At 42.4% G+C, this 13,435-nt stretch carries 13 protein-coding genes and 1 riboswitch; all 13 genes read right to left on the bottom strand.

Translation table 11 applies throughout. From position 1 onward, the window contains the following. Window positions 1-28: 28 nt before the first annotated feature. The 13 genes from E2R51_RS13960 to E2R51_RS13900 all read right to left on the bottom strand — a co-directional run bounded on the left by E2R51_RS13960 (window position 29) and on the right by E2R51_RS13900 (window position 13,330). On the bottom strand, window positions 29-1,219 hold the full coding sequence (locus E2R51_RS13960; RefSeq protein ID WP_133377697.1) for a cation:proton antiporter: 1,191 nt from the start codon (window positions 1,217-1,219) through the stop codon (window positions 29-31). A gap of 445 nt (window positions 1,220-1,664) precedes the next feature. After that, a complete protein-coding gene (locus tag E2R51_RS13955) occupies window positions 1,665-2,738 on the bottom strand; it encodes an ABC transporter substrate-binding protein (protein ID WP_133377696.1) in 1,074 nt (357 codons plus the stop codon). Continuing rightward, window positions 2,735-3,538: an ABC transporter permease gene (locus E2R51_RS13950; RefSeq protein WP_133377695.1), complete on the bottom strand. Its 804-nt coding sequence runs from the start codon at window positions 3,536-3,538 to the stop codon at window positions 2,735-2,737. Before E2R51_RS13950 ends, E2R51_RS13955 begins: the two co-directional genes overlap by 4 nt. After that, window positions 3,522-4,340 (bottom strand): ABC transporter permease, encoded by an 819-nt coding sequence (locus E2R51_RS13945; RefSeq protein WP_133377694.1) that lies wholly within the window; start codon window positions 4,338-4,340, stop codon window positions 3,522-3,524. Before E2R51_RS13945 ends, E2R51_RS13950 begins: the two co-directional genes overlap by 17 nt. Further along, window positions 4,330-5,433 (bottom strand): ABC transporter ATP-binding protein, encoded by a 1,104-nt coding sequence (locus tag E2R51_RS13940; RefSeq protein ID WP_133377693.1) that lies wholly within the window; start codon window positions 5,431-5,433, stop codon window positions 4,330-4,332. The genes E2R51_RS13945 and E2R51_RS13940 overlap by 11 nt, the downstream gene beginning before the upstream one ends. A gap of 251 nt (window positions 5,434-5,684) precedes the next feature. Beyond that, the gene (locus E2R51_RS13935) at window positions 5,685-6,482 is read right to left on the bottom strand and encodes an SDR family NAD(P)-dependent oxidoreductase (protein WP_133377692.1); all 798 of its coding nucleotides are present in this window, start codon (window positions 6,480-6,482) and stop codon (window positions 5,685-5,687) included. Between the two features lie 119 nt (window positions 6,483-6,601). Further along, on the bottom strand, window positions 6,602-7,780 hold the full coding sequence (gene metC, locus E2R51_RS13930; protein WP_133377691.1) for a cystathionine beta-lyase: 1,179 nt from the start codon (window positions 7,778-7,780) through the stop codon (window positions 6,602-6,604). Next, window positions 7,777-8,895, bottom strand: coding sequence for a methionine biosynthesis PLP-dependent protein (locus E2R51_RS13925; protein ID WP_133377690.1), 1,119 nt, complete (start codon window positions 8,893-8,895; stop codon window positions 7,777-7,779). Before E2R51_RS13925 ends, metC begins: the two co-directional genes overlap by 4 nt. 102 nt (window positions 8,896-8,997) lie before the next feature. Continuing rightward, a riboswitch (SAM riboswitch) is annotated at window positions 8,998-9,106 on the bottom strand. Between the two features lie 417 nt (window positions 9,107-9,523). Further along, a complete protein-coding gene (locus E2R51_RS13920) occupies window positions 9,524-10,078 on the bottom strand; it encodes a GNAT family N-acetyltransferase (protein ID WP_133377689.1) in 555 nt (184 codons plus the stop codon). Window positions 10,079-10,110: 32 nt separating this feature from the next. Beyond that, window positions 10,111-11,088 carry a DUF4003 family protein gene (locus tag E2R51_RS13915; protein WP_133377688.1) on the bottom strand — a complete coding sequence of 326 codons (978 nt, stop codon included), beginning with the start codon at window positions 11,086-11,088 and terminating at the stop codon, window positions 10,111-10,113. Window positions 11,089-11,156: 68 nt separating this feature from the next. Then, window positions 11,157-11,795 carry a FusB/FusC family EF-G-binding protein gene (locus E2R51_RS13910; RefSeq protein WP_133377687.1) on the bottom strand — a complete coding sequence of 213 codons (639 nt, stop codon included), beginning with the start codon at window positions 11,793-11,795 and terminating at the stop codon, window positions 11,157-11,159. A gap of 22 nt (window positions 11,796-11,817) precedes the next feature. After that, window positions 11,818-12,240, bottom strand: a complete 423-nt coding sequence (locus E2R51_RS13905) for a GNAT family N-acetyltransferase (RefSeq protein WP_306462123.1) — start codon at window positions 12,238-12,240, stop codon at window positions 11,818-11,820. A gap of 163 nt (window positions 12,241-12,403) precedes the next feature. Further along, on the bottom strand, window positions 12,404-13,330 hold the full coding sequence (locus E2R51_RS13900) for a bile acid:sodium symporter family protein (protein ID WP_133377685.1): 927 nt from the start codon (window positions 13,328-13,330) through the stop codon (window positions 12,404-12,406). Between the last annotated feature and the right edge of the window lie 105 nt (window positions 13,331-13,435).

Genomic DNA, 13,435 nt, shown 5'->3' with positions numbered 1-13,435 from the left:
CAATATTTTGCAGGTGACATCGTAACATTTACTCCTTCATCAGCTTTTTTGTTAACGGGAAAATGCCGAAGCTCTGAATAATAAGTGACAGCATAATAGCAATAAAGGAGATGGAGATATAAGCATCGATATGTTCGGTTTGTGCGCTTTCCAAAATGAGCAGCAGTACGACAGACATTGTCCCTTTTACACCTGAAAATGAGATGATGACAGACTCTTTTAAGCCGAATTTTTTTCTTGTCGAAGGAACCAATTTCATAGAAACAGCTGTTACCATATAACGGATTAACAGGGATGCAAGGAAGATTATCGTTCCAATAAATAAATGATCAATGGAAATATAGTTGATTGATATGATCCCGATCATTAAAAAAACCACTGACAGCAGAGTTGGTTCAACAATATTCCAAAAGCCATCCAGCGCTTCAAGATAGTGATCCTCTTTATTGGTATTGTTAAATTCCCAGGCAAGCATTATTCCTGCCGCTACCGTAGCAAGAACCCCTGAGACACCAATTCCTTCAGCAAGATAAAAGAGTCCGTAGGCCATGATGATACTCAGCATAACCTGGAATTCTTTATGATGAGTGTAATGAACAGCTTTGCTGACAAGCCAGCCAAAAAACAAACCGATCAAAATGCCTCCCAGGGAAACGAGAAAAAATTCTCCCAGCACGGATAAAGGCGTGATGCTTTTTCCCGTTGATAACATGGTAAAAAGCGTTGTGAAAATCACAATGCTCGTCCCGTCGTTAATCATAGACTCGCCTTCTACAATATCTGCAATTCCTTCTTTACTTGATGATTGCTTTAAAATAGCCGTAACCGATACAGGGTCGGTCGGTGCGAGAATAGATGCAATAATAAATGCGCCAACCAGTGAAATACTGACAAACGGACCGGTAATCATAAAAATAGCCGCTCCCAGCAAGGCGATCGTTACAACCAGGCCAATTGTGCTTAACAGAGCAATAATTCCAGCATTTTTCCTAAGGGCAGAAGGTGAATACTTGTAAGCTGAGATAAATAATAATGCGGGAAGAAACAGTTCATATAATGTTTTTTCCGTCAGCTCCAATTCACCGAATAAAGGAATAAACGAAAGTCCAAAACCGATTAAAACAAGGATTGGAGGCTGCGGGAAAGCCTTGGCATGACGATCAATCGTATAAACGACATAGCCGATTAAAAGCAATAAAATAACCAGATTCGCATCCATGAAAAAACTCCTTTCACCGGTATCCTGCTGATTGTTTTCTTTACCAATTCAGCCTCTCACTTAAACGTTTATCATTTGTGAATGAAAGAAAAAGCGGGAACAAAAACTTTTAAAAAGGGACCGGTTAATTTCCGCTGCAGGCGAGGCTTTCCGCGGGGCGTGCGGTGAGCCTCCTCGAGCTTCCAGCTCTGCGGGGTCTCACCTGTCACGCTTCATCCCGCAGGAGTCCCGCCTTCCGCTACAATTAACCTAAGTTTTAGTATTTTACGGTGTTATTAAAATAAGGAAAATGACTCTGCAAAAAAACAGGTTCATTTTCCTTAATATAATAATCGGATAATTTGAAAGCTGTTTAAACCGCCGTTGCTGAATTAACTCCTTAGATTTTCAGTGAATGGTGGGTTTCCAGCTTCTTTCTAAAAAATTTACACCTTTTCCCTGCATCTTACCTCAAATCAATTTTAAACTCCAAAAACAGTTCATTATAACGGGCAAGCATTTCTTTGCCTAAATTATCGTAAACCTCCAGCTTTTCAGTAATCTCCGGGTCAGGGTAAAAGCGGTCATCCCCCGAAATATCCTCAGGGAGCAGTTCATAGCCTGATTTATTTGGCGTGGAATAGCCTACGTATTCAGCATTTTGCGCCGCATGCTCGGGTTCCAGCATAAAGTTGATGAATTGATGGGCTCCCTCTGCATTATCCGCTGTTTTTGGAATGACCATATTATCAAACCACAGATTGGATCCTTCTTCAGGCACAACATAATCAAGATCATCATTTTCGTACATAATTTCAGCTGCCTCGCCGGACCATACCACCCCTATTGGCGCCTCGTTGGTTCCAATAAGCATTTTGATTTCATCACCGACAATCGCTTTAATATTAGGGGATAATTCGTTAAGCTTATGCTTTGCTTCCTGCAGTTCTGTTTCATCCCTTGTATTTAGCGAATAACCTAAACTATTTAAGCTCATTCCCATAATTTCCCGGGCACCGTCTACCAGAAGGATATCATTTCGAAACTCTTTGTCCCACAGATCATCCCAGCTCGTAAATGTTTTGCCTCCCACCATTTCTTTATTATAGACAATCCCTACCGTCCCCCAAAAATAAGGAATCGAGTAATGATTTCCTGGATCGAATGACAAATCCATAAAGTCAGGGATTAAGTGCTTCATATTAGGGAGCTGTTGATGATCAAGGGGTATCAGCAGTTCTTCCTCGACCATTTTGGCAATCGTGTACTCTGAGGGCACCGCTACATCATAAGAAGTTCCCCCCTGCTCGATTTTTGTCAGCATGGCTTCATTTGAATCAAAGGTTTCATAAATTACACGAATGCCCGTCTCTTCTTCAAACTCCCGGATCAGCTCTTCGTCAATATAATCTCCCCAGTTAAAAACAGTAAGAGTGTTTTTTCCTGATAAACCCTGTGAGGTGTTTAAACGATTGACCAGAACTAAGAGGACACCTGCGGCAAACAGGATAATTATAAACATGCGCACCAGCTGTTTCATTTTCGAACCCCCATTCCAGCGAGTCCGCCGCTTCGCTTGCTGATAAAGTAATAGCCCGTCACCAGACCAAGTGTGACCAGAAAGATCAGAGTGGACAGCGCATTAATTTGAAGGGAAATTCCCTGTCTTGCTAAAGAATAAATTTCAACAGACAGCGTTGTGAAACCATTTCCTGTCACAAAAAACGTAACAGCAAAATCGTCTAATGAATAAGTTAACGCCATAAAAAATCCTGCAAAAATGCCCGGTGTGATATAAGGAAGAACAACTTTTGTCAACACATCCAGGCGGCTTGCTCCAAGGTCTCTTGCAGCGTCAATTAAAGTCGGACTCATTTCCTGAAGCTTCGGCAGCACCATAATGACAACAATTGGAACGCTAAAGGCGATATGAGCCAGCAATACTGAAACGAAGCCTAACTTAATCCCGATAAACGTAAACAATATTAAAAAGGATGCCCCAATAATAACGTCCGGGCTGACAATCAATACATTATTTAAAGAAAGCAGTGTGTTTTTGGTCCGCTGCGTTCGCACATACATAATTGCCAGTGCCCCAAATACGCCGATAATCGTTGAGATCAGGGCTGACAGCAAGGCAATGATGACAGTATTCAATACAATAATAAGCAATCTTGTATCCTGGAATACTTCGCGGTACCAATCCAGTGTGAAGCCCTCAAAGCTGTACATTGTGCCTCCGCTGTTAAATGAATAAAACATCAAATAAAAAATTGGGGCATACAAAACAGCAAACACAATTGCCAAATAAACGGCGGGCCATTTACGCTTTTTTCCCATTCATCAGCCCCCGCTTTCTGTTTCCGGTTAAAAACATAATCAAGATCATCGCGATAATTAAGAACACGGCAATTGTTGCGCCCATGCCCCAGTCCTGTGTCACTAAAAAGTGCTGTTCAATTGCGGTACCCAGTGTAATGACCTGATTCCCTGCGATCAGTCGCGTAATCATAAAGAGCGACAGAGAAGGAATAAACACCAGCTGGCAGCCTGCTTTTACACCGTCAATGGTAAGTGGAAAAATCACATGGCGAAAGGTTTTCCATGAAGAAGCGCCGAGGTCTCTGGAAGCATCCACGAGAGTTGGACTTAGTTTATCAAGCGAATTATAAATCGGCAGAATCATGAAGGGAATAAAAATATAAACAGAAACAAACACAAAACTGAAATCAGTAAACAGAATTTGTTTTGATCCGATTCCCACCACTTCAAGCAGCGCATTGGCGAGACCGTACGTCCCGAAAATCCCCAAAAAAGCATACACCTTTAATAAAATATTAATCCAGGATGGCACAATAATAAGCAATAGCCATAGCTGCTTATGCCTCGTTTTCGTTAACAGTAGAGCGGTTGGATAAGAAATTAGAAATGCGAATAGTGTAATCAGAAACGCGTACCAGAATGAGCTTACTGTCAGCTGTAAATACGTAGAGGAAAAAAAATTCGCATAATTGCTTAATGTGAAATTGCCATCCAGCCCTCTAAAAGAATAGAAAAGCACGAGCACAAGAGGGGCAATCACAAAAAGGGCAATCCAAAAGACATAAGGGATCAAAAAGAGATTTTTTGATTTATTTGACATGATCTGTCTCCGCGTAACCTTCCAGCCGTTTATCGAAATCTTCCTCCGATTCATTAAAGCGCATCACATGGATGGCCTCCGGCTCGAAGGTTAAACCAATGCGTTCCCCAACAGCCGCCTGTTTCGTGGAATGGACAAGCCATTCATTATCGAACTCATCAAAGCAGCTGATTTCAAAATGCACGCCCCGGAAAAGCTGCGAATCCACTCTCACCTTCAGCTTGCCGGCTGATTCATTTGTAATCGCAAGATCTTCAGGACGAATAACGATTTCAACCGGTTCATTTGGCTGCAGATCTCGGTCCACACAAGTGAACTCCTTGCCGGCGAATGAGACTTTAAAATCTTCTATCATAATTCCGGAAGTAATATTCGATTCGCCAATAAAGTCCGCTACAAAGCGGTTAATTGGTTCATCGTAAATATCCATTGGTGTCCCGCTTTGCTGAATCACACCTTTATTTAACACAAAAATTTCATCCGACATAGCAAGTGCCTCTTCCTGGTCATGCGTGACAAAGATAAATGTAATCCCTAATCGCTGCTGAAGCTCGCGAAGTTCATACTGCATTTCAGTTCGCAGTTTCAGGTCCAGTGCTGACAGCGGTTCATCAAGCAATATTACTTCAGGCTCATTTACAATCGCTCTGGCAATGGCCACACGCTGACGCTGCCCACCGGACATTTCTGCTATTTCACGCTGCTCATATCCCTCGAGATTAACAAATTTCAAAGCGTCCTTCACCTTTTGTTTAATCTGCGCTTGTTTTACCTTTTTGATTTTCAGTCCGAATGCTACGTTCTCGAATACATTCAGGTGAGGAAATAAGGCATAGTCCTGAAAGACCGTGTTAACCTGTCTTTTATTTGCAGGTACATCATTTATTATCTTTTCATTAAAATAAACAGAACCGCTCGCAGGCTGCATAAAACCTGCTATTAGTCTGAGGATTGTGGTTTTCCCGCAGCCCGACGGTCCCAGCAACGTATAAAATTTCCCTTTTTCTATTTCAAAGCTGACCTGATCCAATACAACCGTATCGTCAAATTGGTGTGAAACGCGGTCGAACCGGATAATGGTATCACTGCTCAATTCGGTCTTCCTCCCTGCTGTTTTTATTATTGGCAACGATTCGATCAATCGCCGGATTCTTCATTGGGTGTCGAACAAGAGTATTAAGACTCGATTTAACAATTTTACTTTAGCATACTAAATGATTAATACAAGAATTAAATGGAAAGATTAAACCCTGCGTCTGTTACATAGAATTCCCAATTTCACAGATAAAAAGACAAAAAAATACCAACCCCCTAAAAGGAGATTGGTATAGCCGGGGCTGTACATTATCTCATAACACTTCCACCGGATAATTTCATTGACTCGCCTACTATATTTTCTGCAGCATCGGACAAGAGAAAAATGATGCTTTTGGCTACTTCATCTGGCTGTGTAATGCGCCCTGACGGCAGTCCTTTTTCTGTCTCTTTCAATTGATCTTCAAACGACCGCCCCGCTGATTTGCCTTTTTTCTCAATCGCGCTTCGTCCCATTTCGGTATCGACATAGCCCGGACATACTGCATTAACCCGTATGCCATGTTCGATCGCTTCAACTGCAAACGATTGAGTAAAACCGATGATGGCAAATTTTGATGCACTGTAGGCTGTGCCTCCGTGAGTCCCTCTCAAGCCTGATAAGGAGGAGACATTTACCACAGCTCCTTTATTTTCCGAAAGCATTCGTTCGTACACTTCCTGTGTTAATAGCACGGTTGAGAAATAATTAAGCTCCATCACGTTTCTTAAATCCTCTTCGTTTAGTTTATCCAGCGTATCTCCGCCTGAAATGCCCGCAGAATTAACCAGTCCTGTGAGGGTTCCACCCTTTTCACAGGCTTCTTTTACCAGGCGGGACCGGTCTTTAGCATCGTTTAAATCCGCTGGTATGACAATCAGTTTTCCCGTTGCCTGCAGTGTTTCAACGTCTTGTTTTAAACGTTCAAGCTTCTCTTCGTTTCGCCCTGTTACTGTCACAACCGCTCCGCATTGAACGGCTATTTTAGCTGTTTCATACCCTATCCCGCCCGTCGCACCGGTTACTAGGATATGTTCATCTTTTAATGCCTGATCTGAATATACCATCTAATCCCTCCGTTATTTTTCATTACTTCCTCTCTTCCTTTAAATTGAAAAGGTTAAACACGACGGCTATCCAGCAAAAAAGCCTGCAAAAGCTTTATCAGCTTTTGCAGGCTTTTATATCAGGCATGAACGGCCGGTACATGTTTTTCTACTGCTTCTAGTGCCTGTTTGATGTCATCTAATAAATCTTCCACATGTTCAAGTCCGACTGATAACCGCAGCAGACCGTCTGTAATCCCGCGTTTTTCACGCTCCGCAAGCGGCATAGCAGAATGGGACATCGTAGCAGGATAAGAAAGAATGGATTCTACCGCTCCCAGACTGACTGCAAATACCGGGATCTTCATATGTTCCACAAAGACGCGTGCACAATCCTTTGAAGGCAATCGGAATGACAGCACAGCACCCGCACCTGTGGCCTGTCTGCGATGGATTGGATAACCTGCATGGAACGAAAATCCAGGGTAGTAAACTTCCTCAATGGCAGGATGGTAATGCAGGAATTGTGCAATATCTCTGGCAGATTCAGATGACTGCTTTAAGCGTACGCTCAATGTTTTCATGCCTCTGAGCAGCAGCCAGCAATCCTGCACCCCCAGAATAGAGCCAAATGAATTTTGAACGAATCCCAGTCGTTTTCCGATCTCCTCATTTTTTGTTACGGCAAGACCTGCAACGACATCGCTGTGACCTGATAAGAATTTAGTGGCACTGTGCAGGACAAGGTCCGCTCCAAGATCCAAAGGCTTCTGAAGAAGCGGTGTCATAAAGGTGTTATCAACGAATGTTAAACACCCGTTTGCTTTGGCCACCTTGGCTACACCCTCAATATCTGTAATATTTAAACACGGGTTGGAAGGCGTTTCTACATAGATTACTTTTGTATTCGGGCGTACATTTCGAGCCGTTTCATCCAGATCTGTCATATCAATAAAGGTATGATCAATGTTAAATTGAGTAAGAACCTGTGTAATGATGCGGAAAGTTCCTCCGTATACATCCTTGGATACAAGCACATGATCCCCTGCCTCCAACAGCATGAATGCCGAAGAAATGGCTGCCATCCCCGACGCAAAAGCAAATCCCTGTGCGCCGTTTTCAAGCTCTGCAATCGCTGCTTCGAGCGCCTGTCTTGTTGGGTTGCCCGAACGGCTGTAATCAAATGGGCCAAATTCGTCGATGGATTCCTGATGAAAGGTGGATGAATAATGCAGCGGAACATTTACTGAACCAGTATGCTTATCACGAAATTGCGGCTGATGGATTAATCTTGTATCAAACTGATTATGATCGGTCATATTTTCGTTTCCTCCTTTTGTACAATCGCTATTGCCTGGGCAAGGTCCTGTGTTAAATCATCGATATGTTCAATTCCTACTGAAAACCGAAGCAGGCGGTTGCAAATGCCTCTCTCAAGCCTTTCTTCCACTGGGATATCTGCATGCGTCTGCGTTGCGGGATAGGTGATAAAGCTTTCAACACCGCCTAAACTTTCAGCAAATGTAATTAATTTTAACGACCGTAAAAATGGATCAATCCATTCTTCGTTCTCTAACCGGAAAGAAACCATTCCTCCAATGCCTGGATAAAGCACATCCTTTATACCAGGCTGGTTCTCTAAAAATCGGGCAGCCTGTCTGGCGTTTTCCTGATGGCGGTCCATCCTCAGGGAAAGTGTCTTAAGTCCTCTCATTAAAAGCCAACAATCAAGAGGTGCTAAAACAGCTCCTGCTCCGTTATGAATCGCAAAAAGCCGTTCACATATCTGCTCACCCTTTGCGACAACCAGACCTGCGAGCACATCATTATGTCCCCCAATATACTTGGTCGCACTGTGGATGACTATATCTGCACCAAGTGTAAGAGGCTTTTGCAGGTAAGGGGTCAAAAACGTGTTATCAACGATCGTTAACAGCTGATGATCCTTTGCAAGTTTTGCAACCTGTTCAATATCTGAAACATGCATTAAAGGATTGGTAGGCGTTTCGACAAAAATAGCTCTTGTGTTTGGACAAATAGCTCTGCTGATTTGCTCCAGGTCATTTGTATCCACATATTTTGTCTGAATACCGTATGCTTCTTCATAATGCTTAAGCAGACGATACGTTCCGCCATAAATATCGTCTGATGCAAGGATCACTTCCCCTTGTTTAAAAAGGGATAAGACAAGCTGAACGGCTGCCATTCCGGAACTTGTCGCATAGCCTTCATCTCCCTGCTCAAGCTTTGCAACACCCTCTTCCAATACAGCGCGGGTCGGGTTTTTGGTTCGGGTGTAATCATAGCCTGTCGATTCCCCGACTCCATGGTGGCGGTACGCAGTTGAAAAATAAACCGGTGGATTCACGGTCCCTGTGGTATCTTCACTGCGGTTTCCCAGTTGTGCAAATTGCGTTTCTATATGGTAGCTCATGTTAAATTTCCTCCCCGATCAGCATTCTTTATGGTGGATTTTAGTTTATAAACAAAAAGGACCCTCTTATAAGAAGAAGGTCCGAATTAACATTCGATTTTCTCCTTATCGTCCAGGTTTTCAGAATAACCTGCTGGAATTAGCACCGTGCCAAATGTGGCTGGTTGCTGAGGTGTCAAAGGGCCAGTCCCTCAACCTCTCTAGATAAGTTGTCAGTATGAAGTTTTCTATCGTATTCACGATTTTAAGAAAATATTCTTTAATAGCCAGAAAGGCGGTAAATGAGTCGCGTTTCTTTTGTCAGAATATTGTCTAACATTCATATACAGTACATTACTTAGTAAAAATAATCAAGGGTTATCGAATTATTTTTTCCAATTTTATTTCGTGAAATACAAAATCACCTTCCGCTGCACAACGGAAGGTGATAAGAGAGGGGGTGCCGCTTTTATTCAGATAACCTGTGTTGTCACACTCCGATTAATCCGGCGCGAACGAATCAACCGGCAGGTTAGTTGTGTCAGAATCAGCGACATTTATTCATTCCCTGATTAATGAACTGGTTAGTTCAGTTTCTTTAAATGAGAATGATTTTCATTATTATTGTATACACAATTTCTTTATTTGTCTACTGATTTACTGAATTTTTTCCTTCTAAATGTTTCCACTCTTCACGGAGGACACCCATGCGAATCGAATCATAATAGATTCCGTTATAATACCGGCACTTTCTTAATCGTGCCTCCATTTTCATCCCAAGTTTTTCGCCTACCTTAATCATGCGTTCATTGCCTGACCATGTGGTGTACCCTACCCGTACAAGAGGCATTATTGTAAACAATCTGGTTATCCACTGGCGAAGTGCTTCTGTACCATAACCGCCGTTCCAATAGCCCGGATTATAAATGACAATCCCGGCTTCAAGCCATTGAGACGGCTTGTGTTCCCAATAGTAGCTGACGCTGCCGATAATCTCACCATTTACAACAATGGCCCAAAAATCATCTGAATCAATCAGACTCTCTCTTTTCTTATGAAATGTTTCAAAAGAGATTTGCTCATGCGGGAAATAAGGTGCATCCCACTTTTTCCATTCAGGAGATTTTTCCTGATAAATATGCTTCCACAGCTCTCTCAGATCTTCCTCTTTTACAGGCCGAAGCAATACGTCACTTGTCGTCATTTGACCATTCCTTTTACTTGTCTTTAAATTACTTATCCCCCTTGCGAAGAACTCGCTGCAGTTGCGGCACTCATGGTGGCAATTACAGCCGCCTGCTGGGCCTGAAGAATGGATTCAACAGTCGTTGCGAGCCCTACATCAAGCATCCGATTTTCATTAATCTCATCTTGAACGACCATTCTGACAGCGATCATGAAGCAATGGTCTTTATACCATTTGAATTTACTGATGCTGATCATTTCTTCATAAAGGTCCTTTATTTTTGGCAGCAATCGAGATGGCGTGCTGATTAAGCTCAAAACACCGACGATAGGCAGATGAAGTCCGCGGAGCTTAAAGCCCTGCACCTTTAAATCATCCATCCAGGTCAAGGTATTCTGAATAAGAAACTGGCGGTTTTCATGTTTGCCGTATGTCAAAATTTGAGAAAGAAATTGACGGTTGTTTCCTTTCCAGAGAACCAGATGAAGTTCATCATAATAATACGTCATATCCTCCAGAAGCTGGCTGCTCTCTCCTTCTGCCTCAGCTAGTAAAACAGCAAGCGGGTAATCCTCATGGGAAGTCAGGAAAAAATGCTGTTTTTTCATGCCATTGTACATTTCCTTCGCCCGCTTAACATGAACCGTAAAGTCCTCATCATCATTTTTCCCCATAAATAAAGCGTATGCCGCAATATAGCTGTGCGGACTGCGCTGAAATCCCACCCCGATCAACAGGTCATAGCATTGCTGAATTTCTTTAAATGCTTCTTTTGGATCGGCCGGCTGATTCAGCAAAAGTCCTGCTAATGTAAAACGGAGAGTTGATTGAATATATGAAAAAGCGCTGGATTCCTGCTTGATGAATTCCACTAATTCAATATATTTCTCCATGTTAAATGCCTGGCTGCTCCCCACATACTGAGAGGCGATCATCATGAGTGCACCGTTATCCGCCCGCCATTTATATTTTTTGCGCATAGCTTCATAATAATCCACTAACTCCTTCACCTTTTCGTTTTGTTCCATTGCATTCCCTCCGATCAACTCTATATTTGGTTTACGTATGGGCCCTTAAATTGTTTCATTTTATCGGTTTAAGGAATTAATTGTTGGATGAATGCTTCCAGTTTTTCGGGATTTTGTATGTAAAGATTGCAATCCTTCGTGTCATAACACATATATTTACCGAAGGATTTATTTTTTTCTGCACCTGACTTGCGGCTTGAAACTGACATGAACGCGACATCACCGTACCGGTTGCAGATTTCACAAATTCCCTTTTTTGTAGAGATTACATATCTCCCCTCCACGCCGATCAGCTTCCCCTTTAAATTGTAAATAAGATAGTGCCTGCTGGCTCCAATATCTTTCCAGCCTAAGTAGGTGACAGAAGTGAAGTCGATCTCTTTTAACACCGGCAGCTTCAGCTTTTTAACATAAGAAAACAGTTTTTTTACTTCCAGCTGATCGAGAACAGGAAATGATCGACGAAAAGGTGACAGTCGTTTTAAAAATTCAAATCGTTCCTCTTCTGTATTAAGAAAGAAAATGTCTGAGAGAATTGATTTTTGTTCATCAGTTAATTCATCAAATGCAGACAAAACCTTTGATTCTGCCTCTGCTCGTACTGCCGTCTCTACATCCTGGTCAATAATGCCATGGACTTGTTTTTGAAGGAGTGCTGCCTGATGTTTTATAAGGTTAAATTGATGATTTTTAATAAACGGCTCCATGGGAAACTCCTTTCATTCAGCATCAGAGATCTTTTTTAAACACAAAGCTAACCCGGTCATAATGTCCCTTTTCTTCATAGAATCGATGGGCTTCTTTTCTTTGGAGCCCGGATGATAAAGCGACTTTGGAAATATCATGTTCTTTGGCGTAGTTCTCAACAAATTTCAGCAATTTAATTCCATATCCTCTGGATCGCAGGGATGAATCGGTTACAAGGTCACATATCCAGATGTACCTTCCGTAATACAAGGTGGTCATAGGCATAAACCCGACTACTCCTGCAAGCATGTTATTTGTCCATACCCCAAACAAGCGGTAATGATTCTCGTTCACTGCTAATTCAACAAGTGTTAAAAACTCCTCTTCATTCAGATGCGTACGCAGCTGTTTCATTAACGGAAAAGCCTCTTTCCATTGTTCCTGCGTTGTACATTCTCTAATCATCTTCATCCCTCCTGCATACTGTTTCTATTCGATTCTAACCACCCTTTTTCCTTTAAAAAGTCCCCCACGGTGAGATGTCGTTGTAAAAAATAAGGCCGGTTCATTTCCGCGGAAATGAACCGACCCTTTACTGGAGAAGTATGTTCTGAAAGATAACTGCGAACTATTTGCTTTTCCGATTCCAGATCGTCGCTAAAATTGGCCCGGATACATTATGCCAAAGGCTGAAGATGGCGCTTGGCACCGCAGCAGCGGGATTAAAATGTGCGATTGCCAGTGCAGCACCCAATCCTGAGTTCTGCATGCCAACTTCAATCGATACCGCTTTTTGACTGGACAAATCGAGCTTCATTCCTTTTGCAAGCAAAAACCCAATAAGAAGTCCCAATCCGTTATGTAAGATCACGATAGAGAAAACCAATAAACCGGTTGAAATAATTTGTTCTTTGTTCCCTCCAACAACAGCCCCTACAATCGCAACAATTGCAACGACAGACACGAGAGGCATTACCGGAATGGCCTGTTCCACTTTTTCCTTCAGTAGTGAACGGACAGCTATTCCAAGTACAACAGGAACAAGCACGACCTGCAATACAGAGATAAACATGCTGGTGAAGGATACATTAAGCCATTGGCTTGCAAAAACAAATATAAGGGCTGGCGTTAACACTGGCGCAAGTAAAGTGGAGACAGATGTCACTGCAACAGATAGCGCAGTGTTCCCCTTTGCTAAATATGTAATGACATTTGATGCTGTACCCCCGGGGCAGCACCCTACTAAAATGACGCCTACTGCAAGCTCAGGCGGCAGCTGAAATAGTTTTGCCAGGCCAAAAGCGATTAAAGGCATCACTGTAAACTGAGCGGCCACACCCACCAGGACGCTTTTTGGCTGCCTGGCCACTGCCTTAAAATCCTGCGGTGTTAACGTCATACCCATTCCAAACATGATGACTCCCAGTAAACTATTGATGTAAGGAGAAATCCAGGTGAAGCTTTCCGGTATAATGAAGGCAATAATTCCTATTAATAACACCCAAAAGGCAAATGTTTTGCCTGCAAATCTACTAACTCTCGTCAATTGACCCATTTCTCTCACACCTTTTTAATAGAATTCAACCATTATAGACCGAAGAATCTGTTAATTCAATTTAATTCAGTAAAATTGTTTTAATTCATTAAAACTTCTTTAATA

The organism is Jeotgalibacillus sp. S-D1 (assembly GCF_004358665.1).
In the GTDB taxonomy this organism is placed as follows: domain Bacteria; phylum Bacillota; class Bacilli; order Bacillales; family Jeotgalibacillaceae; genus Jeotgalibacillus.
This window is presented reverse-complemented; position numbering and strand designations above follow the sequence as displayed.

Excerpts from the sequence above, each read along its gene's own strand:
- E2R51_RS13960 (WP_133377697.1), bottom strand. The coding sequence starts at position 1,219 with ATGGATGCGAATCTGGTTATTTTATTGCTTTTAATCGGCTATGTCGTT.
- E2R51_RS13955 (WP_133377696.1), bottom strand. The coding sequence starts at position 2,738 with ATGAAACAGCTGGTGCGCATGTTTATAATTATCCTGTTTGCCGCAGGT.
- E2R51_RS13950 (WP_133377695.1), bottom strand. The coding sequence starts at position 3,538 with ATGGGAAAAAAGCGTAAATGGCCCGCCGTTTATTTGGCAATTGTGTTT.
- E2R51_RS13945 (WP_133377694.1), bottom strand. The coding sequence starts at position 4,340 with ATGTCAAATAAATCAAAAAATCTCTTTTTGATCCCTTATGTCTTTTGG.
- E2R51_RS13935 (WP_133377692.1), bottom strand. The coding sequence starts at position 6,482 with ATGGTATATTCAGATCAGGCATTAAAAGATGAACATATCCTAGTAACC.
- metC (WP_133377691.1), bottom strand. The coding sequence starts at position 7,780 with ATGACCGATCATAATCAGTTTGATACAAGATTAATCCATCAGCCGCAA.
- E2R51_RS13925 (WP_133377690.1), bottom strand. The coding sequence starts at position 8,895 with ATGAGCTACCATATAGAAACGCAATTTGCACAACTGGGAAACCGCAGT.
- E2R51_RS13920 (WP_133377689.1), bottom strand. The coding sequence starts at position 10,078 with ATGACGACAAGTGACGTATTGCTTCGGCCTGTAAAAGAGGAAGATCTG.
- E2R51_RS13915 (WP_133377688.1), bottom strand. The coding sequence starts at position 11,088 with ATGGAACAAAACGAAAAGGTGAAGGAGTTAGTGGATTATTATGAAGCT.
- E2R51_RS13910 (WP_133377687.1), bottom strand. The coding sequence starts at position 11,795 with ATGGAGCCGTTTATTAAAAATCATCAATTTAACCTTATAAAACATCAG.
- E2R51_RS13905 (WP_306462123.1), bottom strand. The coding sequence starts at position 12,240 with ATGATTAGAGAATGTACAACGCAGGAACAATGGAAAGAGGCTTTTCCG.
- E2R51_RS13900 (WP_133377685.1), bottom strand. The coding sequence starts at position 13,330 with ATGGGTCAATTGACGAGAGTTAGTAGATTTGCAGGCAAAACATTTGCC.